Raw genomic sequence first — 25645 nt, 5'->3', positions numbered from 1 at the left:
GTCGCAACGCCCGATCGAGCCAGAAAATCGAGGTGGCGCCGTATGTTAAGCATTGAAGTTCCGCGAAACGCATGTCACATCTTGACTGCGGTCACCCGGCGGACCGCACCCTGCGAGGGAGGTTGAACTGCAGAACCAGTCCCCGCCGACGCCCGACTTCAAGGCGTTATTCGAGGCGGCGCCCGGCCTTTATCTGGTGCTGACGCAGCCCGACTTCCGCATCGTGGCAGTGAGCGACGCCTATCTGCGCGCCACCAAGACCGAGCGCGCCGCGATCCTCGGGCGCGGGCTGTTCGAGGTGTTTCCCGACAATCCGGACGATCCGACCGCCGACGGCGTGCGGAACCTGCGCGCCTCGCTCGAGCGCGTGGTTCAGTTCCGCCGCCCCGACACCATGACGGTGCAGAAATACGATATCCGCAAGCCCGAGTCGGAGGGCGGCGGCTTCGAGGAACGCTACTGGAGCCCGCGCAATACGCCGGTGCTGGGGCCGAACGGGCAGTTCACCTACATCATCCATCGGGTCGAAGACGTCACCAGCTTCATCCAGCTGAAGCAGCGCGGTGCCGAGCAGGACCAGCTGACCGACCGGCTGCGCGAGCGCACCGAGCAGATGGAAGCGGAAATCTTCATGCGCGCCCGCGAGGTCGAGGCCGCCCGCGAACAGCTCGAAGCCGAGCAAAAGCTCCGCCAGGTGCAGAAAATGGAGGCGGTCGGGCACCTCTCCGGCGGCATCGCCCACGACTTCAACAATATCCTGACCGTCATCACCGGCCTGATCGACATCCTCGCGGAAGCCGTTGAACATGATCCGGCGCTGTCGTCTGTCGCCAAGATGATCACCGATGCGGCGTTTCGCGGTGCAGAAGTGACCAAGCACCTGCTGGCCTTCTCGCGGCTGCAGCCGCTGCAACCGCGTGAAGCGAATCTCAACACGCTGGTGCAGGACACCGCGCGGCTGCTGCGCCCCTCGCTTGGCGAGCAGATCGAGATCGATACCGCGCTCGAGCCCGATGCCTGGTCGGCCTTCATCGATCCGAACCACATGGCGACCGCGCTGCTCAATCTCGCGGTCAATGCCCGCGATGCGATGCCCGATGGCGGCAAGCTGATGCTGGAGACCAGCAACGTCATCCTCGACGAGGTTTATGCCGCCGCCAACCCCGACGTGCGGGCGGGTGAATATGTGATGGTCGCGGTCAGCGACACCGGCGGGGGCATCCCGGCGGGGATCCGCGACAAGGTGTTCGAGCCGTTCTTCACCACCAAGGACACCGGCAAGGGCACCGGCCTCGGGCTCAGCATGGTGTACGGCTTCATCAAGCAGTCCAACGGACACCTCAAGATCTATTCCGAAGAGGGCCACGGCACCTCGATCAAGCTCTATCTGCCGCGCAGCAGCGGCGACATGATCGACGTCGAGCCGCCTCCTCCGGTCGACACCCGCGGCGGCAATGAATCCATCCTGGTCGTCGAGGACGATCCGCTGGTGCGCAATTACGTCAGCGCCCAGCTCGAGCAGCTTGGCTATCACACCATGGTCACCGCCAACGGCCCGGAAGCACTGGCTGCGGTCGACAACGGGTTCGTCTGCGACGTGCTGTTCACCGACGTCATCATGTCCGGCGGCATGAATGGTCGGCAGGTCGCCGACGCCGTGATCGCCAAACTGCCCTCGGTGCGCGTGCTCTTCACCTCCGGCTACACCGAGGACGCGATCATCCACCACGGCCGTCTCGACCCGGATGTGACGCTGCTGCCGAAGCCCTATCGCAAGTCCGATCTCGCGCGGATGATCCGGCAGGTGCTGGCCCAGCCGCCGGCGGCGGCAATGGGCAAGTGACGCAGGGCCGGCGTCACGCCTCTCCGTTCTGCTTCTTGATCTGGTCGGCCGGCACGGCGCATCCGGACAAGAACAGTGCCGCGCAGGCCTTGGCGCGGGCCTCGATCTGCGCCCGCGACGGCGGCGGCCTGTGGCCGTACATCACGTCGCGTTGCGGCTGGAACACGAGCATGCCGAGCAGCATGCCCGCAGCGGCCTGCGCGTCGTCCACGGCGATCCGTCCCCTCCGCTGCTGCACGCCGAGCCACGCAGCGAGCGCGCCAAGCGTCCGCTGCATCGCCTTCTCGTAGAACATCTCGGCGATGTCGGGAAATTTGTCGCTGTCGGCCAGGATGATGCGCTGAAGCGCGATGACCTCGGCATCGAGGATCAGCTCGCCACAGGTCGAGAGTGCGGCCTCCAGTGCCGCCGCGATATCGCGGCCGTCGCAGGCGCCGAGATTTACGGCCGATATGAATCGGTCCATCCGGTCCGTCACCGTGCCCTCGAACAGCGCCAGCTTGGTCGGGATCAGCCGATAGAGGGTCTTGGTGGAGACGCCGGCGCGGCAGGCCACGTCGGCGATGTTGGCCGCAGCAAAGCCGCGCTCGGAGAACTCGCGCCGCGCGGCGTCATAGATCAGCGCGCGCGTCTCGTCGTCGGAACGCAGCTGCGGCCGCCCCCGGCCGCGCCGCGCCGGCGCGCCTTGCTCAGTCTGATCCTTGCCATTCCGGTTCATCCGCGAGCCATGCTTTTAAATGATGCCTGTCATTCTATTGACACTCCCAATATGGGCTCTATTTTGGAAAACATCAAGTTTCCTAATTAACCCTGCCGGCATCGGCCGAAATTAGCAAGATTTTCCAGCAGGATAGAACGGATCAGGGAGCACTGCCATGAGCCAGCATGAGACATCATTCAAGGCCGAGAGCCAGGTTCCGGCCGAGACCGCCAGGCAATTGATCGCACATCCGGAGGCCGCCAGGCCGCCCGCCGCCAAGGGCAGGCTTCGCCGCCTCCTGCTGGCCGGCGCGGCGCTCGCCGTCCTTTCGGGCGGCGCCTGGTACGGCTGGGATTACTGGACGGTCGGCCGCTTCCAGGTCTCGACCGACGACGCCTATGTGAAGGCCGACAACACGACGATCGCACCAAAAGTCTCCGGCTATCTCAGCGCGGTGCTGGTCGGTGACAATGAGCATGTGCGCGCCGGCCAGATGCTGGCGCGGATCGACGATCGCGATTTCAGGGTCGCGCTGGATCAGGCCAAGGCTGACGTCGCGGCCGCCGAAGCCGCGATCGCCAGCAAGCATGCGCAGCTCGATGTGCAGCAGTCGGTGATCGAAGCGGCACGTGCGACCCTCGCCGTCGATACCGCGACGCAGACCTTCGCCGAGCAGGAGAACAAGCGCTACACCGACCTCGCCGGCACCGGCTTCGGCAGCGTGCAGAACGCGCAGCAGGCGCAGTCGCGCTACGCCAGCGCACAGGCCGCCGTCGCCCGCGATACCGCGAACCTCGCCTCCGCGCTCCGCCAAGTGGAGCTGCTCAAGGCCGACATTGCACAGGCGGTCGCGTCGCAGGCGCGCGCAACCGCGCTCCAGCATCAGGCCGAGTTGAACCTCGGCTACACCACCATATCAGCCCCGATCGACGGCGTGGTCGGCAACCGCACCCTGCGCACCGGCCAGTTCGTCCAGGCCGGCACGCAGCTGATGTCGCTGGTGCCCGCCACCGGCGCCTATGTGATCGCGAACTACAAGGAGACGCAGCTCACCAATGTCCGCAAGGGTCAGCCGGTCGAGATCGCCGTCGACATGTTCCCCGGACAGGTGGTGCGCGGCCATGTCGACAGTCTCGCGCCCGCCAGCGGCCAGGAATTCGCACTGCTGCCGCCCGACAATGCGACCGGCAACTTCACCAAGGTGGTGCAGCGCATCCCGGTGAAGATCGCGCTCGACGCGACGGCGGTCGAATTGCGGCCCGGCATGTCGGTCATCCCGACCATCGCAACCTTGTCGCAACCTGGCGAGGCGCCGCGCTCCGGCGCCTCTCCCAAGCTCGCTGTCGCCTCCTTCAAATAGGTGATGTCATGTCCGATCTCGCGCTCTCCTCCCCGGCTGCCGCGCCCCGCGCGGCACCCGCAGTGGTCGATCCCAACCGCGCCAGCATGGCCGTCTGGATCTCCATCGTCGCCGCCATGATCGGCGCGTTCATGGCGATCCTCAACATCCAGATCACCAACGCCTCGCTGCTCAACATCGAGGGCGGCATCGGAACCGGCGTCGACAACGGCTCCTGGATCTCGACCTCCTATCTGATCGGCGAGATCGTGGTGATCCCGCTGACCGACTATCTCAGCCGGGTGTTTTCCTTCCGCAAGATCATCATCGGCTTCGCCACCCTGTTTGCGATCTTCTCGGTCGCCTGTGCCTTCACCCACGACCTGCCCTCGATGATCGCGATGCGCGGCTTGCAGGGTTTCTTCGGCGGCGTGCTGATCCCGATGGCCTTCACGCTGGTCTTCACCAAGCTGCCGAAGGCCCAGCAGCCGGTCGGCCTTGCCATGTTCGCGCTCGCCGTGACCTTCGCCCCCGCGATCGGCCCGACCATCGGCGGCTACCTCACCGAGAATTACGGCTGGCAGACCATCTTCTTCGTCAACGTGATCCCGACCGCGGTGATGGTCATCACGCTCTGCTTCACGCTGGAACGCCAGCCGATGCAGCTGCATCTGCTGCGCGAGGGCGACTGGCTCGGCATCGCCACGATGGCGATCGGCCTGTCGTCGCTGCAGGCCGTGCTCGAGGAAGGCAACAAGAACGACTGGTTCGGCTCGCCCTTCATCGTCAAGCTCGCGGTGATCGCCGCCGTCAGCCTCACTCTGTTCGTCTGGATCGAGCTCGTCGTCGAGAAGCCGCTGATCCGGCTGCGCCTCCTGACCCAGCGCAGCTTCGGCTTCGGCACCATCTCGGCGGTGTTTGTCGGCTTCGCGCTGTTCGGCTCGGTGTACCTGCTGCCGGCCTATCTCGGCCAGGTGCAGCGCTACAACGCCGAGCAGATCGGCCAGGTGCTGGCCTGGACCGGCCTCCCGCAGCTGATCCTGATCCCGCTGGTGCCGAAGCTGATGCAACGTTTCGATCCGCGATTCATCGCCTTCACCGGCATGATCCTGTTCGCGGTCTCCTCCTTCATGAACATCGCGATGTCGCTCGATTACTCCGGTGACCAGTTCTTCGTCCCGAACATCGTCCGTGCGATCGGCCAGGCGATCATGCTGGCGCCGCTGTCGGCGGTCAGCCTCGGCAGCGTCGCCCCGCAGGATGCCGCGGCCGCCTCCGGCATCTCCAACATGATGCGCAATCTCGGCGGCGCGATCGGCACGGCCCTGCTCGCCACCATCGTCACCAAACGCGAGCAATTCCACTCCAACATCATCGGCCAGTCGGTCGACCTCGGCCGCGAGGAAGTGCGCACCCGGATCGCCGAGGTGACCAATTACTTCCTCAGCCACGGCATCTCCGATCCGGCGACCGCGCACCACCAGGCGATCGTGGCGCTCGGCAATATCGTGAAGCGCCAGGCCCTGGTGCTTGGTTTCAGCGACACCTTTGCCGTGATCGGCATCGTGCTGGTGTTCGCCGCGATCGCGATCCTCTTGACTGGCAAGCCGAAGAATGCGGCCGGCGGCGGCGCGGCGCATTGATCTGTCGGGCGGCAGCCGCGGGCCGTCGCCCTCCCCTTTTACTTGTCAGCTTGCCTCGCGCAGCTTGAAGCGCTGGATCTTCCCGGTCTGGGTCTTCGGCAGCGCCTCGACGAAGGCGATCGCGCGGGGATATTTGTACGGCGCGATCGTCGCCTTGACGTGATCCTGTAGCAGCTTGACCTCGACCTCGTCGCAGCGCGCGCCCTGCTTCAGCACGATGAACGCCGAGACGATCTGCCCCCGCTCCTCGTCAGGTGCGCCGATCACGGCGCACTCCGCGACATCGGGATGGCCGAGCAGCGCGGCCTCCACCTCGGGACCGGCGATGTTGTAGCCCGCCGAGATGATCATGTCGTCGGCCCGTGCCACGAAGGACAGCCGGCCGTTCTCGTCCCTGACGAAGGCATCGCCGGTGATGTTCCAGCCGTCGCGGACATATTTGGTCTGCCGGGAGTCGGCGAGATAGCGGCAGCCGGTCGGACCGCGAACCGCCAGCTTGCCGACCTGGCCCGCCGGCAGCTCGTTCATGTCTTCGTCGACGATCTTCGCCTCGTAGCCGGTGACAGGCGTGCCCGTGGTGCCGCCGACGGCGCTGCCGGTGCGGTTGGTGATGAAGATGTGCAGCAGTTCAGTGCTGCCGATGCCGTCGAGGATCGGCTTGCCGGTCTTCCTGGTCCAGCTCTCGAACACCGGCGCCGGCAGCGTCTCGCCGGCCGAGACGGCGAGCCGCAGCGACGACAGATCGGCGCCCTTGTCCATCGCGGCCATCATCGCCCGATAGGCGGTCGGCGCGGTGAAGCAGATCGTCGCCTTGTAGGTTTCGATGATCCGGATCATCTCGCTCGGCGCCGCATTCTCCAGCAGCGTCGCGGTGGCGCCGAAGCGCAGCGGGAAGATCGCGAGCCCGCCGAGGCCGAATGTAAACGCAAGCGGCGGCGAGCCGACGAACACGTCGTCGGGCGTCACCTTGAGCACCTCGTTCGCATAACCGTCGGCAACGATCAGGAGATCGCGGTGGAAGTGCATGGTCGCCTTGGGCTCGCCCGTCGTGCCCGACGTGAAGCCCAGCAACGCGACGTCGTCGCGGCCGGTCTTCACCGCATCGAACTTGACCGGCTTGTTCAGCGCGATCCGGTCGAGCTCGGCGTCGTGGTTCTGCGTGCCGTCGAAATTGACGACCTGCTTGAGGAATTTGTTGGTCTTGGCGCAGGCCACCAGTTCATCCGCGATGCGGCTGTCGGTCAGTGCCAGCGAGATCTCGGCCTTGTCGACGATCTTGGCCAGTTCGCCGGCGCGCAGCATCGGCATGGTGTTGACGACGACGGCACCGGCCTTGGTCGCCGCGAGCCAGGCCGCGACCAGCGCCGGGTTGTTGCCCGAGCGGATCAGGACGCGATTGCCGGGCTTTACGCCATAGTTCTCCACCAGCGCGTGCGCCAGGCGGTTCGACCAATCGGTCAATTCCTTGTAGGTGCGCTGACGGCCATTGCCGATCAACGCGATGCGATCGCCCATCCCCTGCTCGACGATGCGGTCGGTCAGCTCGACCGCGGCGTTGAGATAATCCGGATATTGAAACTCCGGCCGGTCGAGCAGCAGCTGCGGCCATTGCGCTGATGGCGGCAGGTTGCGCCGCGCGAAATCGTCCACATGCCCGGATGGGCCGAGCCCGGGAAATTCACCTGACATTCGATTGCCCCTCGCTTTCCATCCAGAAAGGCCAAGACCAACGTCGAGAAGAATAAGGACGCCCGGCAGCGTTCCAATGGCCAATCATTTTATACTTAAAATAATTCGGCGCAAGCCTGGAAATCGCGCGGCAATCGCCGGCCGATCCTTCAAGAAGCTCAGATTTGCGTAAGCTGCTTCAGCCGCGCGACCATCGCCGAGCCCGGGTCGGCGAGCGGCGCGATCGCGGTGAAATGATTGGCGTCCGGCACAACGCCGAACCGCGTTGCGACGCCCGCTTTGCCCCAGACATCGACGATGGTCCGGCTCTGCCGGTGATATTCCGCGCTCTCGGCGCCGCCGACGACGGCATCGAGCGTCGCGCCCGCAGGCGGCGTCCAGGACAGCGGGCTCGCCGCACGTGCTGCGGCGCGGTCGAGGCCAAGCGCCTTATTGATGGAGGTGCCGACCAATGGCTCAAGCTCGAACAGGCCGGAGATCGCGTAAGCAGCCCTGACCAGGTCCTTCGGCAGCGACCCATCATAGGCCGGCCAATCGGTCGCGAGCATGCATGCGGCAAGATGTCCGCCTGCGGAGTGTCCCGACACGACCAGCGGCCGGCCGAGTCTGGCCAGTTCGCGGCACGCCGCACGCATCTCGCCGATGATGTCGCCGACCGTGACATTGGGACAGAGATCGTAGCTCGGCACCGCGACGCCGATGCCGTGACCATTGAGCCCTCGCGCGCAGTGGCTCGATGACGAGCCGTCGAGCGCCTGCCAGTAGCCGCCATGGATGAAGACCACGAGCGGGCCGTCACGATCGCCTTCGAACAGGTCGATGACGTTGCGGCTGCTCGGACCATAGGTCAGCCGCCGCGGCGGATGCTGCTCGCGATAGGCCGCGGAGTCCCTCGCCCAGCCGGCCATCAGCGCCGGATTTTCCGGCACCCGCGCCCGGTTGTTGTATTCGACCTCGTAATCGACCTCGGTCACGGCTTTAAGCGCTCCTTGCCTTGGCGGAGCGCTGCGCCGAGCCCTTGGCCTTGGCGAGCAGCCGCATCAGTTCGCGGATATCCTTCGGCGAGAGGTCGCCGAAGATATCGGCGATCCACTTCTCGTGCTCGGCGGCCATCTTGCGGAATTCGGCGCGGCCGAGCTTTGTGAGCCGGATGAACTGCACGCGACGGTCCGTCTCCGAGGTGCGGCGATCGAGATGGCCTGATTCAACCAGGCGCTCGACCAGCCCGGTGACGTTGCCGTTGGATACCATCATCCGCTTCGACAGGTCCGACAGCGTCATGCCGTCGGACACCTTGTCGAGCTGGGCCATCAGATCGAAGCGCGGCAGCGTGACGTCGAACTTCTCGCGCAGCCGGCTGCGCACCTCGCCTTCGATCAGCGTGGTGCAGGTCAAGAGGCGCAGCCACAGCCTGAGCTCGGTGCCGTGGTCGTCGGGCAGTTCGACGGCTTTGGTTTCGGAATCGAGGATCATGCGGCGATCGTGCCTCCGCGGCGGGTTCCGGTCGGACCAATTGCTTTGAGCTTCAAGCAATTCGCGGCGCCCCGCAAGGACAATTGCGAATCGTGCCTGACGCGCCTGGGCAATCCTGCAATTTCTTTAAACTTCAAGCAATTGGCGCGGCGCTTGCATGGGCTATGCCTGCATGATGCGCGACGATCGCCCTGACGCGATGCCACATCGCTTGCGGCGATTGCACGCGTCAGACTAAGCTGAGGCCAATTGGGCTGAAGCCGAAAACATCAAGGCAGTGGTCGGGGGAGAGACATGAAACAATTGACGAAGCTCGCGGGATTGGCGGCGCTGCTGGGTGTCGCCGTCACCCCGGCAACCGCACAGGAGAAGATCAAGATCGGCGTGCTGGTCACGACCTCCGGCCCGGCCGCGGCGCTCGGCCAGCAGGTCCGCGACGGCTTTGCGCTCGCGATCAAGGACCTCGGCGGCAAGATGGCCGGCCGCGATATCGAGATCGTCAACGCCGACGACGAACTGAAGCCCGACGGCGCGGTGGTCAAGGTGCGCGGCCTGCTCGAGCGCGACAAGGTTGATTTCGTGGTCGGGCCGATCTTCTCCAACATCCTGCAGGCGATCCACCGCCCCGTCACCGACAGCAAGACCTTCCTGATCAGTCCGAATGCAGGCCCCTCCAGCTACGCCGGCAAGGAGTGCAACCCGTTCTTCTACGTGACGTCGTACCAGAACGACCAGGTGCACGAGATCCTCGGCAAGGTGGCGCAGGACCGCGGCTACAAGCGCGTCTATCTGCTGGTGCCGAACTATCAGGCCGGCCGCGACTCCGTCGCCGGCTTCAAGCTCGACTACAAGGGCGAAATCGTCGAGGAATCCTACACGCCGCTGAACACGCTGGATTTCCAGCCCGAATTGTCCAAGATTGCCGCGCTGAAGCCGGACGCGCTGTTCACCTTCATGCCGGGCGGCATGGGCGTTAATCTCGTGAAGCAGTACAAGCAGGCCGGCGCCACCGTGCCGGTGCTCTCCGCCTTCACCGTCGACGAATCCACCCTGCCCGCGCAGCAGGACGCAGCGGTCGGCATGTTCGGCGGGGCGAACTGGGCCCCGAACCTCGACAATCCCCAAAGCAAGAAGTTCGTCGCGGCTTATGAAGCCGCCTACAACGGCGTGCCCGGCACCTATGCCATGCAGGCCTATGACGCAGCGTTGTTGATCGACAGCGCGGTGAAAGCCGTGAAGGGCGATCTCTCCAACAAGGACGCCGTCGCGGCTGCGCTGAAGAAGGCCGACTTCACCTCGCTGCGCGGTAACTTCAAGTTCAGCAACAACGGCTATCCGATCCAGGATTTCTACCTCACCAAGGTCGCGAAGCGGCCGGACGGCAAATTCCAGACCGAGATCGTCGAGAAGGTGTTTTCGAATTATGGCGATCGCTACGCCAAGGACTGCGCGGCAAAGTAGATCATAGGAGCAAGCATGAGCATGAAAGACGAGATTGCGGGCATCACCCGCGCCAACGAAGGCATGCAGGGCATTTCCTGGAGCATCCTTGGCCAGACCTACGTGCCGAAGAGCCGCACCGAGCATTCATTCTCCTGGCACGCCACCTTCCCGCCGGGCACCTTCGTTCCTCCGCATATCCACCCCGACCAGGACGAGTACCTCTATATCCTCGAGGGCAAGCTCGACTTCATGCTCGACGGTGCGGACGAATCCGCAACTCCTGGCGATCTGGTTCGGCTGCCGATGGGCAAGCCGCACGGCATCTTCAACAAGTCGCAGCAGCCCGCTAAGACGCTGTTCTGGGTGTCGCCGACGCGGAGGCTCTACGACCTGTTCTGGGCGATCCACAACATGAAGGAACAGAACCCGGACGACGTGGTGCGGCTCGCCGCCGAGCACAACATCCACTTCCTGCCGCCGCCGGCGTAGCTTATTCCGTCATTGCGAGCGAAGCGAAGCAATCCATATTTCCGCGATCGCGGAACGATGGATTGCTTCGTCGCTTTGCTCCTCGCAATGACGGTGTGGAGATGGCCTGCCGGACGTCTCCTCCTGCAAAGGACCTACTGCCGCGCCACCACGCGCGCGGCAAAGCCGGCCTTGGCCGCATAGCCGCGGACGATCGCCTCGCGCGCCTCGTAATTGAGGATGGTGTCGACGTCGGTAAAGCCCTGCGGCGCGAGCTGCTCGACGGCGTCGATCACGCCCTCCGGCCCGCCGCGGCGGTTGGAGGCGACGATGTCGGCGGTCATCGGCAGCCGCTGCCGCTCATAGGCCGCCAGCGCCTGGCGCGGGTGCTCCGCCCGCGCCAGCAGGTCGGCCAGGCTGCGCGCATCGAGAATGGCTTGAGAGGCGCCGTTCGAGCCGACCGGATACATCGGATGCGCGGCGTCGCCGAGCAGCGTGACCCGGCCACTCGACCAATACGGCAAGGGATCGCGGTCGCAGCACGGATACTCCCAGAATTCCGGCGTCGCGTTGATCAGTCCGGTAAAGTCGACCTGCGGGATCGTGAAACCAGTGACATAGGGCATCATCTCGTCGCGCCGGCCGAGATTGGACCAGCCCTCGCGGCGCGGCGGCGGCGAGGTGCCGTCGCCGATCCTCACCAGCACCGCCCAGTTGGTGAGGCGGCTTGCCGGGCTCGAGCCCGGCGCGATCGGATAGATCACGGCCTTGGCGTTCAGGCCGCCGGCGATGATCATCGAGCGCCCGGTCAGGAACGCTGGCCAGTCGGTCGCGCCGCGCCACAGCATCAGGCCGTTCCAGCACGGCCCGCCCTCGTCCGGAAACAGCGTCTGCCGCACTTTCGAATGGATGCCGTCGGCGCCAATCAGGATGTCGCCGCGCGCGGTATGCACATGGGCGCCGCTGCGATCGAAGAAATAGGCCGAGACGCCGCCCTCATCCTGGGTGAAGGAGCCGAGCCGGCAGCCGGTGTGGATCGCATCCGCGCCGAGCCGATCGATCACGGCCTGATGGATCACGCCTTGCAGGCGGCCGCGATGGATCGAGAATTGCGGCACGTCGTGGCCGGCATCGAGCCCGCGCTTCTCGTGCCAGACCTGCTGGCCATGTCGCGTCAGATAGAACAGCTCATAGGTGCGGATCGCCACCTCGTCGAGCTTGTCGAGCAAACCAAGCCCCGCCAGCTCGCGGATCGCATGCGGCAATGTGTTGATGCCGACGCCGAGCTCGCGGATCGTCTCGGACTGCTCGTACAGCTCGCAAGCGATGCCGCGCGAGCGCAGCATCAGCGCAGTGGTGAGGCCCCCGATTCCGCCTCCGACGATAATCGCCTTCATCGTCCTCACCTCCACTCACAACAGGACGCTTTTACGCTTTGGGCTAAGGTCGCATGCCCCGTTGTCCGGCCGCAAGCGGGTTTGCGGCCCGGGACGAGGACTGGCCCACGACGATTGGGCTTAGCCTTAACATTGCTTCAGCGTACCCCGATCTATCCCCGTCACCCTGAGGAGGCCGCAACGCGGCCGTCTCGAAGGGTCGACGGCCACCAGCCGGGACGTGCATCCTTCGAAGCTCGCTCCGCTCGCACCTCAGGATGACGGGATTGGCGGAACTGCGTCACCCTCAATCCGGCACCACCGCAATTGCCTGGATTTCCACCTTGGCGCGGTCCTCGATCAGGCCGGCAACCTGGATCGCGGTCATCGCCGGAAAGCGCCGGCCGATGATGTCGCGATAGACCGTGCCGATCTCCTTCAGCCGCGCGGAATATTCCTTGCGGTCGAGCAAGTACCAGGTCATCGACACGATGTGCTCGGGGCCGGCGCCGCCGGCGGCGGCGACTGCGACGATGTTGCGCAGGGTTTGGCCGATCTGCGCCACGAGATCGTCGGTCTCGAACACGCATTGTCCGTTCCAGCCGATCTGGCCCGCGATGAAGAGCTGTTTGCCGCGCGCGGCCATGCCGTTGGCGTAGCCGATCGGCTTGGCCCATCCTTGGGGTTGCAGGATCTCGATCATCTCAATTGCCCTCGAAGGCCGGTTTCTGCTTGGCGGCGAACGCCTCGAAGGCGCGGCGGAAATCGCCGGTGACCATGCAGATCGCCTGCGCCTGCGCTTCCGACTCGATCATCTCGTCGACGCCCATCGCCCATTCCTGGTTGAACATCGTTTTCGTCACGCCATGCGCGAACCACGGCCCATCCGCGAGCGAGCGCGCCAATTCATGCGCAGCACCGGCGAGTTCCGCCGGCGGCACCAGACGGTTGTGGAAGCCCCACGCAAACCCCTCCTCGGCGCTCATCGCACGCCCGGTGTAGAGCAGGTCGGCCGCATGGCCCTGCCCGATCACGCGGGGCAGCAACCCGCATGCGCCCATATCGGCGCCGGCAAGGCCGACGCGGGTGAACAGGAACGCGGTCTTGGCTTGCGGCGTCGCCAGCCGCAAATCGGACGCCAGCGCCAGCATCGCCCCGGCCCCGGCGCAAATGCCGTCGATCGCCGCGACGATGATCTGCGGGCATTTGCGCATCGCCCGCACGACCTCGCCGGTCATCCGCGTGAAGGCCAGCAGGTCCGGCATCGCCATCCGCGTCAACGGCTCGATGATCTCGAACACATCGCCGCCGGAGCAGAAATTACCCTCGGCGCCGGTCAGCACGATGGCGCGGACATCGGCGGCGTATTTGAGATTGGTGAAGAGATCGCGCAGCTCCTCATAGGACTCGAAAGTCAGCGGGTTCTTCTTGTCCGGCCGGTTCAGCGTGATGGTCGCGACACGGCCGCTCGCATCGACCTGCCAGCGGAAGTGCTTGGCGGGATAATCCTTGAACGGCCGGAGCTTTGCTTTCATCTCGGACATGACGTGTTCCTTCACCCGGTAAAGACTTCGCCGCCGGCGACCGCGACGGCTTGTCCGTTGATTGACGATGCAGTCTCGGAGGCAAGCCAGAGGATGGCGTCGGCGACCTCCTCCGGCGTCACCAGCCGCTGCATCGGATTGACTTTTGCCAACGCTGCGCGCGCTTCCTGTTCGCTGCGGCCGGTCTTGGCGACGATGTTCGCGGCGGCATCCGCCACCAGCGGCGTATCGGTGTAGCCGGGACAGACCACATTCACGGTGACGCCGCGCCGTGCATATTCCAGCGCCAGCGAGCGCGTCAGGCCGATGACGCCGTGCTTGGCCGCGACATAGGCGGAGACGTAGGCGTAGCCGGTGAGACCCGCGGTCGAGGCGACGTTGATCACGCGCCCGCGGCCGCGTTGCGCCATGCCGGGCAACACGGCATGCGTCACCAGGAACACGCTGGAGAGGTTGCTCGCCAGCATGTCGGCCCACAACGCCGCGCCGGTCTTGTCGAACGGCGCGCTCGCGGCCTTGCCGGCATTGTTGACGAGAATATCGATCGGCCCTGCCTCAGCCTCGATCTGCGCGACACCCTTGGTCACCGCAGCTTCATCCGTCACGTCGATCGAAACCACGGCGCCGGCCTGCTTGTCGAGCGATGCCGCCGTCGCCTTCAGCGCGTCGATCCGCCGTCCGGCGATGCTGACGCGCACGCCGGCATTTGCCAGCGCGATCGCCGTCGCGGCGCCGATGCCGGAACCGGCACCGGTCACCAGCGCATGTGCGTTGGGCCAGAACCTCATCATGCCTTCACTCCCGCAGCCGCGCGTTCGAGATTGGCCTCGTATTGCGACTTGCCCGACAGATACTGCTTCGGCCACGCGACCTGCTTGACGCCGATCTTCGCAGCCTCATGCAGCGTCCAGGCCGGATCGGCGAGATGCGGCCGCGCGATGGCACAGAGATCGGCGCGGCCGGCGGCGATGATCGAGTTGGCGTGATCCGCCTCCGAGATCGCGCCGACCGCGATGGTCGCGATGCCGACCTCGTTGCGGATCTTGTCGGCGAACGGCGTCTGGTAGAGCCGGCCATAGATCGGATGGTCGTCGGCCCAGACCTGCCCCGAGGAGCAGTCGATCAGGTCGGCTCCCGCCTCCTTGAACAGCTTTGCGAAGACCAGCGCATCCTCGGGCGTGTTGCCGCCCTCGGCCCAGTCGTGACACGACAGGCGGACCGACATCGGCTTGTCCTCCGGCCACACCGCGCGGACGGCGCGGAACACCTCCAGCGGATAACGCGCGCGGTTCTCGATCGATCCGCCGTAGTCGTCGGTGCGGCGGTTAGTCAGCGGCGAGAGGAAGCTCGACAGCAGATAGCCGTGCGCGCAGTGCAGCTCCAGGATATCGAAGCCGGCGGCCGCAGCGCGCCTGGCTGCGGCGACGAACTGCTCGCGCACCTCGTCCATCTCGGCGCGGCTCATCGGCTCCGGAATCTGGCCGTCGGGCAGATAAGGCACTGACGAAGCCGACACCAGCGGCCAGTTGTGGTCCGGCAGCGCTTCGTCCATGCCTTCCCAGGCGACGCGCGTTGAGCCCTTGCGGCCGGCATGGCCGAGCTGGATGCCGATCCTGGCTTGCGAATTCTGATGCACGAAGTCGACGATGCGCTTGTAGGCCGCCGCCTGCGCGTCGTTCCAGAGGCCGCAGCAGCCGGGCGTGATCCGCGCTTCCGGCGACACGCAGGTCATCTCCGTAAAAAGAAGGCCGGCACCGCCGAGCGCGCGGGAGCCGAAATGTACCAGATGGAAGTCGGTCGGCACGCCCTCCTCCGCCGAATACATCGCCATCGGCGAGACGATGATGCGGTTATGAAGCGACAGGCCGCGGATCTGGAATGGCGTCAGCATCGGCGGCGTGACGCGGTCGTTGGTCGCGGCCACGCCGCTGCGCTCCGCGAACCAGCGCTCATAGCCCTCGAGCCAGGTCTTGTCGCGCAGCCGCAGGTTCTCGTGGCTGATGCGCTGCGAGCGGGTCAGCAGCGAATACATGAACTGCTCCGGCTCCAGCGTGTCGGCATAGCGCGAGCCGACCACTTCGAACCATTCCATCGCGTTGCGCGCGGCGTTCTGGATCCGTGCCACGTCGACCCGGCGCAGCTCCTCGTAAGCCTTGAGCACCGCGGGAATGCTGTCGCGCGTCGCGCCGTGGATCTTGAACTGGTTGGTCAGCTCGATCGCATCCTCCAGCGCGAGCTTGGTTCCCGAACCGATCGCGAAATGCGCGGTGTGGGCGGCATCGCCCATCAGCACGACATGGCTGTTGCCGTTGAACGCGGTCCATTTGCCGCAGATCAGCCTGGGAAACGACAGCCAGGCCGAGCCGCGCAGGTGCCGCGCATTCGAGACCAGATGATGCCCCTCGAGGATTTCCGCGAACACATTCTCGCAGAACGCGATGGAGTCGCCCTGCTCCATCTTGTCGAGACCGTGGGCGAGATAGGCCTCCTCGGTGGTCTCGACGATGAAGGTCGCCGCGCCCTCCTCGAACTTGTAGATGTGCGCCTGGAACCAGCCATGCTCGGTCTTGCGGAAGTCGAAGGTGAAGGCGTCGAACGGACGGTTGGTGCCGAGCCAGATGTAGCGGTTCGGCCGCATCAGCATGTCGGGTTGGAACGTCTCGGCATATTTGACGCGCACCTTCGAATTGACGCCGTCGCATGCCACGACGAGATCGGCGTCGGGGAATTCGAGATCGGAATTCACCTCGCGCTCGAAGATCAGCTCGACGCCGAGTTCCTCGGCGCGCGCCTGCAGGATGTTGAGCAGCCGCTTGCGGCCAATGCCGACGAAGCCGTGGCCGGTGGTGCGCATGCGCCGGCCCTTGATCAGGACCTCGATGTCGTCCCAATGGTTGAAGGCCTGCTCGATCGTGTCAGCGGTGACCGGATCCCATTTGCGCATGTTGTCCATGGTCGCATCCGAGAACACCACGCCGAAGCCGAAGGTGTCGTAGGGCCGGTTGCGCTCGACCACCGAAATGACGTGCGCGGGATCCAGCATCTTCATCAGGATGCCGAAATAAAGCCCGGCCGGCCCGCCTCCAATGCAAACGATACGCATGGCGTTCTCCCGTTGGCTTCGGCGGCGCGGGCACGGACGAGGCGCGTTCCCCTGGAGCCGATACGGGATATTATTTTATACTTAAAATAATTGTCAAGGGAGTTGGCACCCCACCCAACGCTGTCGTGCCGGCGCAGGCCGGGACCCATACGCCGCAGCAGATATTGTCGGCGGGACTCGTCGTTCCAGCGACGTACAACAATGACGATCTGTGGTTATGGGTCCCGGCCTGCGCCGGGACGACACTGAACTTGTTGCCGCTGATTTGCCCGTCGAAGGCGTGGCAAGACGGCGGATTGCGCTGCGCTAATCCGCCCTACGCCGATCCCAGGCCGCGCCGCGCGCCCTCAATGCACCGCGGCGTACAGGATCTTGTCCTGCGTCGCGTCCGCCGCGTCGAACTCGGCGACGATGCGGCCGGTGCGCGCGACCAGGATGCGGTCGGACACCGCGAGGATCTCCGGCAGGTAGGACGAGATCACCACCACCGCCTTGCCCTCGTCGGCGAGGCGGCGGATTTCGCCGTGGATGTGCGGGATGGTGCCGACGTCGACGCCGCGCGTCGGCTCGTCGAAGATGATGATCGAGGGGTCCTGCACCAGCGTCTTGGCCAGCACCACCTTCTGCTGGTTGCCGCCGGACAGCTCGATGATCCTGGCCTTGCGCTGCAATGCGCTGATCTTGAGCCGATCGACCCAGTAGCTGGCGAGCTTGCTGCGCCGCGCGCGCGACAGCAGGAAGCTCCAGCCCTTTCCGGTGGCGAGGCTGCCGATATAGACGTTGTCGTCGACCACCATGGTCTCGAAGAAGCCGTTGGCCTTGCGGTCCTCGGTGATGTAGGCGATGCCGTCATTGATCGCCTGCCGCGGCACGCGGTAGCGGATCGGCTTGCCGCGCAGCCGGATGGTGCCGCCATTCACCAAATTGCGCTTCAGCGCGCCGTAGATGATCTTGGCGATCTCGGTGCGGCCGGAGCCGATCAGGCCGGCGATGCCGACCACCTCGCCGGCATAGACCGAGAACGACATGTTCTTGACCGCCATGCCCATGGTGACGTTCTCGACCGTCAGCACCTTCTCGCGGCGCTGATGGGTTTTTGCCTTGCCGCCATAGACCGCCTGCGCCACCTCGCGGCCGACCATGTGCTGCACCAGCGCATCGCGCGTCAGCTGCCTGGCCGGCGCCGTGATCACCAGCTTGCCGTCGCGCAGCACGGTGATGCGGTCGGCGATCTGCAGCGACTCCTCCAGCGCATGCGAGATGTAGATGATCGAGACGCCGCGGGCGCGCAGGTCGCGCACCAGATGGAAGAAGTGGACGATCTCCTCCGGCGTCAGCGATGCGGTCGGTTCGTCGAAGATGATGATGCGCGCCTTGTTGTAGATCGCGCGCGCGATCTCCACCATCTGCTTCTTGGCGGTGCCGAGCAGCGCCACCGGCGTTGCCGGATCGACGTGGAAGTTGAGCGACTGCAACAGCTGCTGGGCCTGGATGTTCAGGGTGCGGAACCGGGTCAGCAGCTTTTCGTTGCCGAGCTCGATGTTCTGCGCGGCGGTCATGGTCGGCACCAGGCTGGTCTCCTGATAGACCATGCAGATGCCGGCATTGAGCGCGTCGCGCGGCTGCTCGAAACCGGTCGGCTTGCCGTCGAGCAGATAGTCGCCGGAGGTGAGCTGGATCGCGCCCGCGATCGCCTTGCACAGCGTCGATTTGCCGGCGCCGTTCTCGCCGACCAGCGCATGCACCTCACCGGGATAGAGGTCGAAATTGACGCCCTCGATGGCGTGGACGCCGCCATAGATTTTCGAACCGTTGGTGATCCGCAGCACCGGCTCGCGGGCTGCGGGGGTCTCTGCCGTCCTGGCGCCGGGGGCCGCCTGCATCACACCGTCATTCATCGCAGCTCTCCCGTATGGCGCAGCAGGCGTCCGGCGCCGCGCGCCGCGATCACGACGCCCGATGGCGTGGCGCAGGCGGCGGTGACGCCGTGGAAGCGGCCGCCGGCGCGGCTGTGCAGGCTGTCGGTCGCATCGCCCTCGGCATCGAGATGCACCAGCAGACCATAGGAGCGCGGCGGCGCCCACGGCTTCTGGATGCCGAGCGCCTTGACGCTGCCGATCTGCATCGGCTCGAGGCAATCGCTGCCGCCGGCGAGCGCCGGCGCGACCCAGTAATCCGGCGGCATCGTCGCCATCATCTCCTCGCGGAAATCGTCTTCCTTGAGCACGAACTCGATCAGATGGGTGCGGCGGGCGAAGATGCCGAGCAGCATGCCGCCGTGGCCGTCCGGATGCAGCCGCGCCGGATAGCCCGGCATGTTGCCGGCGACGGTCTCGCGCGGACCAAGCCCGTTGCCGCCGAGCGCGAACCGGCTGAGGCGATGGGCCCAGCTTTCGGTGAGCCACAGGCTGCTGCCGTCGGCCGAAACACTCACGCCATAGGGATAGGGCAGATCGCGCAGCAGCAGCTGCGGATTGTCGAGCCCGGCGCCGCAGCTGACGAGCCGGCCATTGGCGCGCTTCTCCATCAAATCATGCCGCCATTCGCCCGGGCGTCGGCCGGTGCTGCCTTCGACGGCATAGATGCGGCCATCGGGCGCCGCCGTCACCGACAGCAGCCCTGTGAGCGCGCTGCCGCCGGCAGCCTCCAGCCAGCGCGGATCGGGCTTTGCCGGATCGATCGCGGCAAGGCCCCTGCCCGCGACGCAGACCAGCAGGCGGCCGTCCGGATGCAACGCGAGCCCGCCGGCATCATCCTCGAACTCGGCGACGACCGTACGTGTCGACAAGTCATTGCCGCCGAGCTTCAGCACCCGGCGTCCGGCCGAGACATAGACCGCGCCGTCGCCGGCGGCGATCACGTCGTCGACGCCGGGCAACGGCTCGCCGATCGGGGTGGCGCTGTCGAGCCGGTCGTTCGGGCTCAGCGCACCGTCGAGCGGCGGGATCGCGTTCTGGCCGCCGTCGCGGTCGATGACGCTGCGGATGTCGCGCAGCAGATGATCGAAAAATCCCATTACGTCGTCACCCTGCTCTTTGCGCCCCAATAGGCATCGTAGCCGGTCCAGCTGTCGTCGACGCCGTCGAGCTTGATGCGGCCGATCCGGTTGTTCTCGAGCCCGCCGAGATAGAGATAGCCCTGGTGCTCGCGCATCGAGGTCAACGTCGAATGCGAAATGCCGGTCGGATCCCACCAGGATTCCAGCGCCTCGCCCTGCTCGTTGAATTTCAGCACGCAGCCATGGTTGAGCGCCGGCGCCAGCCACTCGTCGGTCGGCACCTGCTTCACCATGCGCAGGCGGAAGCCGGGCTTTCGCGCGGCAAGGTCGAAAGTCGGCGTGCGGATGCCGACCAGCGCCAGCCAGTAGGTGCCGTCGGACGCGCGGTTGATATTGTCGGGGTTGCCCGGCAGCTCGTCCATCAGCACCTCCGTCTTGCCCTTGTTCGGCCCGTCGATCCAGTGCCGGAACACCTTGCACAGCGAGGTCGACGCGATCAGGATCGACTTGCCGTCATGCGAGACGCAGATCCCGTTCGGGAAATAGAAGTGGTTGATCACCGTGCGCGTGGTCCTGGTCGCCGGGTCGTAGCAGACCACGCGGCCGTTCGGCCGGCCCTCGAGGATGTCGAGGGTGTTGGTGGTCATCTCGTAGCGCGTGGTGCAGTCGCTGAAATAGATCTTGCCGTCGGGTGCGATGTCGAGGTCGTCGGCCATGCGCAGGCGGCTGTCGTCGTTCAGCTTGTACCAGGTGCGGTTGGTCTCGTCGGTGACCTTGAAGATGCGGCCGTCGGGCGCGACGCCGTAGACGCCCATGCCGGCGACGGCGACGATCAAATTCTCATCGCGATCGAACTGCATGCCGAGCGGCCGGCCGCCGATATGGGCGAACACCTCGCGGGTCTCGAAGTTCGGCCCGGAAAAACGGATCACATTGCCGTCGCGGGTCGAGCCGTAGAGCCGGCCCTGGCGGTCGAGGATGACATCCTCGGGCCCCTCGACCTGATCGACGCCGATCGCCTGCGCATTGATTAGCCGGTCGTTCTGCGCATAGGGCGACGCCGCGCCGGGCTGCACCGCGGGCGCCGAGGCGAGCGGCACGAAGGCCGGATTGACATAGATCTTCTGGATCGCCTTGCCGCGGTTCTTCGACCATTTGACGTCGATGCCGACGGCCGCGAGCAGGATCATGCCGGTCACCGCCGAAGTGACATAGCCCGGGATGCCCATCCGCACGAGGCCGTTGATCAAAAGAAAGATGATCAGCGCGCCGATCATCGCCCGCCACACCGTGCCCTTGCCGCCGGCCAGCGACACGCCGCCGAGCACCACGGCGGTGAGCGCCTGGAATTCCCATCCCACGCCCGTGGTGGAATCCGTCGAGGCTTGCCGCGCGGCGTAGAAGATGCCGCTCGCCGCACACAGCGTGCCCGACAGCACATAGGTCATGAACAGCATCAGGCGGACGCGGATGCCGGCATGACGCGCCGCCTTGCGGCTGGCGCCGATCGCGGTGAGATGCCAGCCATAGCGCGAGCGCGACAGGAAGATGTGGCAGATCAGCAGCACCACGAACAGCGTCGCCGCATTGACGGGAATGCCGAGCACGCTGCCGCCGCCGATGAAATCCCAGGCATCGCTCTCGACCGAATTGGTCGCGAACACCTGGGCGTAGCTGGTGTTAAGCAGATTGACCGAAGCGCGCAGGATGATCAGCGTCACCAGCGTGGTCAGGAACGGCCGCGTCTTCAGGAAGCCGATCAGAAAGCCGTTGATGCTGCCGAGCAGCGCACCGACCAGCAGCGTCGCCGGCACCGCGAGGCCGACCGGCCATTCGCGCACCAGCAGGAAATACAGCGCCGCGAAATTGCACAGCGCGAAGATCGCGCCGACCGACAGGTCGATGCCGCCGGTGACGAGGCAGAAACCCATCGCGAGCGCGACGAAACCGAATTCGGCAAACAACCGCAGCAGCGACACCGAGTTCTGCACCGAGGCGTAGTCGGGAATGGTGAGCGCGAAATAGGCCCACAGCCCGATCATCACGGTGAACGGAACGACCGGCTCGAACCACTGTTTCAGCAACAGCTCCGACAGCAGGAGCCGGGGTGAGAACCGCCGCACCGATGCGGAAAAGGAATCAACTGCCATCGACATCGCCAAAGCACTCCCTGATCCGGTTTCAACGTTTCCGGATTCTGACCCGTGATACAGCCGGCGCGGGAATGCCCCCCCGCGCCGGCTGTCTCGCGCCTTGTTAGTTTTTCTTGGGTAGCGCGAAGCAGGTGCCGCCGAGCGAGGCGTTGGTCTTATCGATCCAGATCGGCCGCGTGTAATAGGACAGGTTTTTGGTGCCGGGCTTGTCGCCGGACATCAGCAGCGTCTCGGCTGCGAACATCAGATCGTGACCCTGCTCGGTCGCCTTGTAGCTGAGGAATTTGCTGAAATTCCCGGAGTTGACCTGGTCGCAATCGAGCTGCGAGCCCTCGCCCGAGGCGAACACCTTTACATCGTCGATCTTGCCGGCATTGCGGATCGCCTGCGCGGCGCCCGACTCCATGATGCCCCAGAAGCCGATCGAGGCGCAGAGATCGGGGTGCTGCTGGATCACGGTGGCGGTGATGTTGAGCGCGGTGTTGGCGTCCCAGTTCGCGGCCTGGTTCGACACCACCTTGATGTTGGGATCCTTGTTCAGGACCTCCATGATGGCGCCGACCTGGTCGACGCTGGCCGCCGCGGTCAGTTCGCCCTGCACGATCTGCACCTTGCCCGACTTGCCGGAGCCGGTGCCGCAGGCCTTGACCGCCTCGTTGGCGAGCATCCTGCCGATCTCGCGCCAGTCGACGCCGACAAAGGCGCCGGACTTGTAGTTCGAGGCCATGTTGACCTGGATCACATGCGTACCCTGGCTTTCGGCGCGCTTCAGGTCCTTCATCAACAGCGTCACGCTCGGATTCTGCACGATCAGGACGTCGGGCTTCTGGTCGACCAGCGCGGTCAGCGCCTGCTGCATGGCCGACGGGTTGTTGTTGGGGTCGCGCACGATGTATTTCATGCCGCGCCACTCCGCCTCTTCCTGCACGACGCGGCCCCATTCGTCGGACAGCGGCACGCCGAGTGCGATCGGCAGATAGGCGACGGTCTTGCCCTGCAGCGACTTGTCGTACGCTGCGCGCAGCTCGCGCCCGGCCTTGGTACCTTCATCCTGCGCCGACGCCGCGAACGGCATCGCGGCAAGCGCCACCCCGGCGAGCAGGATCGTCCAGAACTTGGTCGTCTTCATCGTCTCCTCCACACAAAATTCTTTTGATTGATTTGGAATCGCTTTGATTGGCGCGAGGGACGCGCCCAGTCTTCATGTCCTAGTCGCCTTGCCGCGCGGTCTCCTCGTCGCGGGGGTGCAGCCAGTTGTCGAGCACGATGGCGGCCAGCAGCACCACGCCCTTGATGATGTTCTGCACCTCGCTGTTGACGTCCATGATGGTGAAGGCGTTGAGCAGCGTGCCGATCAGGATGCAGCCGACCACGACGCTGAACACGCTGCCGCGGCCGCCGATTAGGCTGATGCCGCCGATCACGACGACGAGCACGACGTCGAAGATCATGGTGCCCTGGGTGATCGCCATCTGCATGCTGCCCGTGGTGCCGACCCAGACTAGGCCCGCAATCCAGGCGAGCAGTGCAACCAGCACGTGCTCGAGCACGATCAGCGGCCGCAGCGCGACGCCGGTCAGCCGCGCGGCCTCCGGATTGTCGCCCTGCGAATAGATGAAGCGGCCGATCGAGGTGCGCGACAGGAACAAATGCATCGCGATTGCACAGGCCGCGAACACCAGGATCGGAACCGGGATGCCGAACAGCCGTCCGGCGCCGAGATACATCAGGCCCGGCGCATCCTTCGGCGCATAGACCACCCAGGCCGGCGCGATCCAGAAGGCGAGGCCATAGATCACGAAGCCGGCAGCCAGCGTCACGAACAGCGCCGGAGCCTCGACGAAGGCGACCATCACGCCGTTGACGACGCCGATCAGCACCGCGACCGCCAGCGCCAGCAGCACTGCCGTGAAAACAGGCATGCCGTTCTGCATGTAGATCAGCGCGATCGCCCAGGAACCCGCCATGATCGCGACCTCGGAGAGGTCGATGCCGCGGCTGATCACGATCAGACCCATGCCGAGGCCGAGCACGCCGAGGATGGAAATACTCCGCAACAAATTCAGGAGATTGGAGACGGTGGCGAAGCCGTTCAGCGTCAGGCCGAACACGATCAGGAGCGCGATGGTGATCAGGAGCACGATCTGCTCCTGGCTCGGTTTCGCAAACATTGCGCCCAGGCGAGATGATGCCGCAGGGACAGCAACGCCACGCGATGGCGATTGCACGCTCATCGTTTCCTCCAGGTATTATTTTGCTTGAGACTTTAAGAGTGCCGATTAGTATTCGTCAAATGCATTCGGCGGATACGGATTGATCATTTCCATGCATGTACGCGACGTCGATCTGAACCTGTTCGTCGTGTTCGACGCGATCTATTCCGAGGGCGGCGTCAGCCGCGCCTGCTTCCGCCTCAACCTGACGCAGCCCGCGGTAAGCCATGCGCTGAGCCGGCTGCGCGCGATGTTCAACGATCCGCTGTTCGTGCGCCGCAACCACGTGATGACGCCGACCCCGCTGGCCCGGCAGATCATCACCACGGTGCGCCAGGCGCTCAACGGCCTCGAGACGACGCTGACCCACACCCACCGGTTCGATCCGGCGCAGACGCCGAAGCGGTTCGTGATCGGGCTGCGCAACAATCTCGAGGCACCGATGCTGAGCGCGCTGATCAACCGCATCAGCACGGTGGCGCCGCTGGTCGAGATCGCCACCGTGCGCAGCGAGCGCAACAATCTCGAGCGCGAGCTTGCCGCCGGCACCCTCGACGTCGCGATCGATACGCTGTTGCCTCTGTCGGCGGAGGTGCGGCGCGAGCAGATCCTGACGGAGCATATCGCGGTGTTCGCGCGGCGCGGCCATCCCGAGCTCGGCACCCGGCTCGACAAGAAGGCTTATTTGCGCATGGAGCATGTCTGCGTGACGTCGCGGCGCAGCGGCCTGTCATTCGAGGATTTTCAGCTCCAGCGCCTCGGCCTGACCCGCACTGTTCGCCTGACCTGTCAGAATTTCGCAACCGCCTGCCACGTCGTGAGCCGCAGCAACATGCTGCTGACCGCCTCGGAGAGCGCCGCCTCCGTGCTGGAAGATCCCGGGCTGCTGCAGTGCTTCCCCTGCCCGTTTCCGATCAGTCCGCACGTCAATTATCTCTACTGGCACGCCACCGCCGAGGACGATACCACCAATCAATGGCTGCGCGAGCAGTTGCGCGCCGCCGCGGCGCTGCTGGCCGGCAGCCGCTTCAGCAAGAAGAATCGCCGCGCAGTGAAAGCGCGCCCCAGGGTCGGCATTCCGCTTCCGGCCAGCCTCGCCGCCGAATAGCCGCGTCCGCCCGGTATTATGGCGCAAACGCCACAAGCCTACCGAAACTCCGGTTCCTAGATTCCGGGAGGGTACCGTGAGCTAGGAGAAGCGCCGTGTGGCGGCGCGCGGCTTGGGCCGCAACGCTCTTAAGTCTTTTGATTGTATGCCGGAGCGGCGTCGGCGACAAAGTAACCGTGCGTATTGGGATTATCGCCCCTCCGCCAGCAAAAGCCGCTTTCACGGCGGACCTGTATGAAATCGAGATAGACCAAATTGCAATAGAACCAGAGGGTTTTGCCGCCTTTGCGGAATGGGTCCGAAAACTCGCCGCTGGCGATGAATTCAAATTCGTTAACTTGCATTCCGTTTGGCCGCCGAGGCTGTTCAGATACCGGGTGGAACCATGAAGCTGAAACGTGGATCGTTTACGGCGATCTTCTTCCTTGCATGCGTCGCGGCACTAGTGGCTCGTCACAGTGATTTTGACGGTTTGATACCGAGCCAGCTTAGGATCGGCAAGTTCTCTGGCGGCACGAGGATTTCGATGCTTCTGGGGATATCGGCTCGACG

At 65.1% G+C, this 25645-nt stretch carries 21 protein-coding genes; 6 read left to right on the top strand and 15 right to left on the bottom strand.

Translation table 11 applies throughout. From position 1 onward, the window contains the following. The first annotated feature begins 85 nt into the window (after positions 1-85). Positions 86-1843 (top strand): ATP-binding protein, encoded by a 1758-nt coding sequence (locus tag ACZBJS_RS18930; RefSeq protein WP_463439028.1) that lies wholly within the window; start codon positions 86-88, stop codon positions 1841-1843. A 13-nt stretch (positions 1844-1856) separates the two neighbouring features. Here the strand turns inward: ACZBJS_RS18930 and ACZBJS_RS18925 are convergent, their stop codons facing one another. Continuing rightward, complete coding sequence (locus ACZBJS_RS18925; protein WP_057015868.1) at positions 1857-2561, bottom strand: TetR/AcrR family transcriptional regulator; 705 nt, start codon at positions 2559-2561, stop codon at positions 1857-1859. Between the two features lie 157 nt (positions 2562-2718). Between ACZBJS_RS18925 and ACZBJS_RS18920 the strand changes: the two genes are divergently transcribed. Beyond that, positions 2719-3903 carry an HlyD family secretion protein gene (locus ACZBJS_RS18920; RefSeq protein ID WP_168857120.1) on the top strand — a complete coding sequence of 395 codons (1185 nt, stop codon included), beginning with the start codon at positions 2719-2721 and terminating at the stop codon, positions 3901-3903. 8 nt (positions 3904-3911) lie between these two features. Further along, on the top strand, positions 3912-5525 hold the full coding sequence (locus tag ACZBJS_RS18915) for a DHA2 family efflux MFS transporter permease subunit (RefSeq protein ID WP_082653692.1): 1614 nt from the start codon (positions 3912-3914) through the stop codon (positions 5523-5525). Positions 5526-5570: 45 nt separating this feature from the next. On the opposite strand, the gene ACZBJS_RS18910 is transcribed toward ACZBJS_RS18915, so the two are convergent. From ACZBJS_RS18910 to ACZBJS_RS18900, 3 genes are all read right to left on the bottom strand, one after another. Beyond that, positions 5571-7214, bottom strand: coding sequence for a benzoate-CoA ligase family protein (locus ACZBJS_RS18910; protein ID WP_463438996.1), 1644 nt, complete (start codon positions 7212-7214; stop codon positions 5571-5573). A gap of 158 nt (positions 7215-7372) precedes the next feature. Beyond that, on the bottom strand, positions 7373-8188 hold the full coding sequence (locus ACZBJS_RS18905; protein ID WP_463438995.1) for an alpha/beta hydrolase: 816 nt from the start codon (positions 8186-8188) through the stop codon (positions 7373-7375). A 4-nt stretch (positions 8189-8192) separates the two neighbouring features. Next, positions 8193-8687, bottom strand: a complete 495-nt coding sequence (locus ACZBJS_RS18900; protein WP_016845834.1) for a MarR family winged helix-turn-helix transcriptional regulator — start codon at positions 8685-8687, stop codon at positions 8193-8195. Positions 8688-8981: 294 nt separating this feature from the next. Here ACZBJS_RS18900 and ACZBJS_RS18895 point away from each other — a divergent pair, with 294 nt between their 5' ends. After that, a complete protein-coding gene (locus tag ACZBJS_RS18895; protein WP_463438994.1) occupies positions 8982-10148 on the top strand; it encodes an ABC transporter substrate-binding protein in 1167 nt (388 codons plus the stop codon). A gap of 21 nt (positions 10149-10169) precedes the next feature. Further along, entirely contained in the window at positions 10170-10619 is a 450-nt protein-coding gene (locus tag ACZBJS_RS18890; RefSeq protein WP_463439027.1) for a cupin domain-containing protein, read from the top strand. Positions 10620-10753: 134 nt separating this feature from the next. Here ACZBJS_RS18890 and ACZBJS_RS18885 read toward each other — a convergent pair whose 3' ends face one another. From ACZBJS_RS18885 to ACZBJS_RS18840, 10 genes are all read right to left on the bottom strand, one after another. Then, entirely contained in the window at positions 10754-11995 is a 1242-nt protein-coding gene (locus tag ACZBJS_RS18885; protein ID WP_463438993.1) for a flavin-dependent oxidoreductase, read from the bottom strand. A gap of 286 nt (positions 11996-12281) precedes the next feature. Further along, on the bottom strand, positions 12282-12677 hold the full coding sequence (locus tag ACZBJS_RS18880; RefSeq protein WP_038382134.1) for a RidA family protein: 396 nt from the start codon (positions 12675-12677) through the stop codon (positions 12282-12284). 1 nt (position 12678) lies between these two features. Then, a complete protein-coding gene (locus tag ACZBJS_RS18875; RefSeq protein ID WP_194295415.1) occupies positions 12679-13518 on the bottom strand; it encodes an enoyl-CoA hydratase family protein in 840 nt (279 codons plus the stop codon). An 11-nt stretch (positions 13519-13529) separates the two neighbouring features. Further along, on the bottom strand, positions 13530-14309 hold the full coding sequence (locus ACZBJS_RS18870; protein WP_463438992.1) for an SDR family NAD(P)-dependent oxidoreductase: 780 nt from the start codon (positions 14307-14309) through the stop codon (positions 13530-13532). Continuing rightward, complete coding sequence (locus tag ACZBJS_RS18865; protein WP_456827275.1) at positions 14306-16621, bottom strand: bifunctional salicylyl-CoA 5-hydroxylase/oxidoreductase; 2316 nt, start codon at positions 16619-16621, stop codon at positions 14306-14308. Before ACZBJS_RS18865 ends, ACZBJS_RS18870 begins: the two co-directional genes overlap by 4 nt. Before the next feature lie 347 nt (positions 16622-16968). Then, on the bottom strand, positions 16969-18504 hold the full coding sequence (locus ACZBJS_RS18860; protein ID WP_229191393.1) for a sugar ABC transporter ATP-binding protein: 1536 nt from the start codon (positions 18502-18504) through the stop codon (positions 16969-16971). A gap of 11 nt (positions 18505-18515) precedes the next feature. After that, positions 18516-19637 (bottom strand): SMP-30/gluconolactonase/LRE family protein, encoded by a 1122-nt coding sequence (locus ACZBJS_RS18855; protein WP_463438991.1) that lies wholly within the window; start codon positions 19635-19637, stop codon positions 18516-18518. Further along, positions 19637-21769 (bottom strand): ABC transporter permease, encoded by a 2133-nt coding sequence (locus ACZBJS_RS18850; RefSeq protein WP_463438990.1) that lies wholly within the window; start codon positions 21767-21769, stop codon positions 19637-19639. Before ACZBJS_RS18850 ends, ACZBJS_RS18855 begins: the two co-directional genes overlap by 1 nt. Before the next feature lie 106 nt (positions 21770-21875). Next, positions 21876-22901: a sugar ABC transporter substrate-binding protein gene (locus ACZBJS_RS18845; RefSeq protein WP_076833596.1), complete on the bottom strand. Its 1026-nt coding sequence runs from the start codon at positions 22899-22901 to the stop codon at positions 21876-21878. Positions 22902-22980: 79 nt separating this feature from the next. Beyond that, positions 22981-23913, bottom strand: a complete 933-nt coding sequence (locus ACZBJS_RS18840; RefSeq protein ID WP_229191388.1) for an ABC transporter permease — start codon at positions 23911-23913, stop codon at positions 22981-22983. 184 nt (positions 23914-24097) lie between these two features. Here ACZBJS_RS18840 and ACZBJS_RS18835 point away from each other — a divergent pair, with 184 nt between their 5' ends. After that, positions 24098-25093: a LysR family transcriptional regulator gene (locus ACZBJS_RS18835; RefSeq protein ID WP_076833425.1), complete on the top strand. Its 996-nt coding sequence runs from the start codon at positions 24098-24100 to the stop codon at positions 25091-25093. Between the two features lie 128 nt (positions 25094-25221). Here ACZBJS_RS18835 and ACZBJS_RS18830 read toward each other — a convergent pair whose 3' ends face one another. Then, complete coding sequence (locus ACZBJS_RS18830) at positions 25222-25437, bottom strand: hypothetical protein (protein WP_463438989.1); 216 nt, start codon at positions 25435-25437, stop codon at positions 25222-25224. Positions 25438-25645: the final 208 nt, after the last annotated feature.

Source organism: Bradyrhizobium sp. KZN70725 (genome assembly GCF_055264925.1).
The sequence above is the reverse complement of the archived record's forward strand: the minus strand, read 5'-3'. Positions and strand labels throughout refer to the sequence as shown.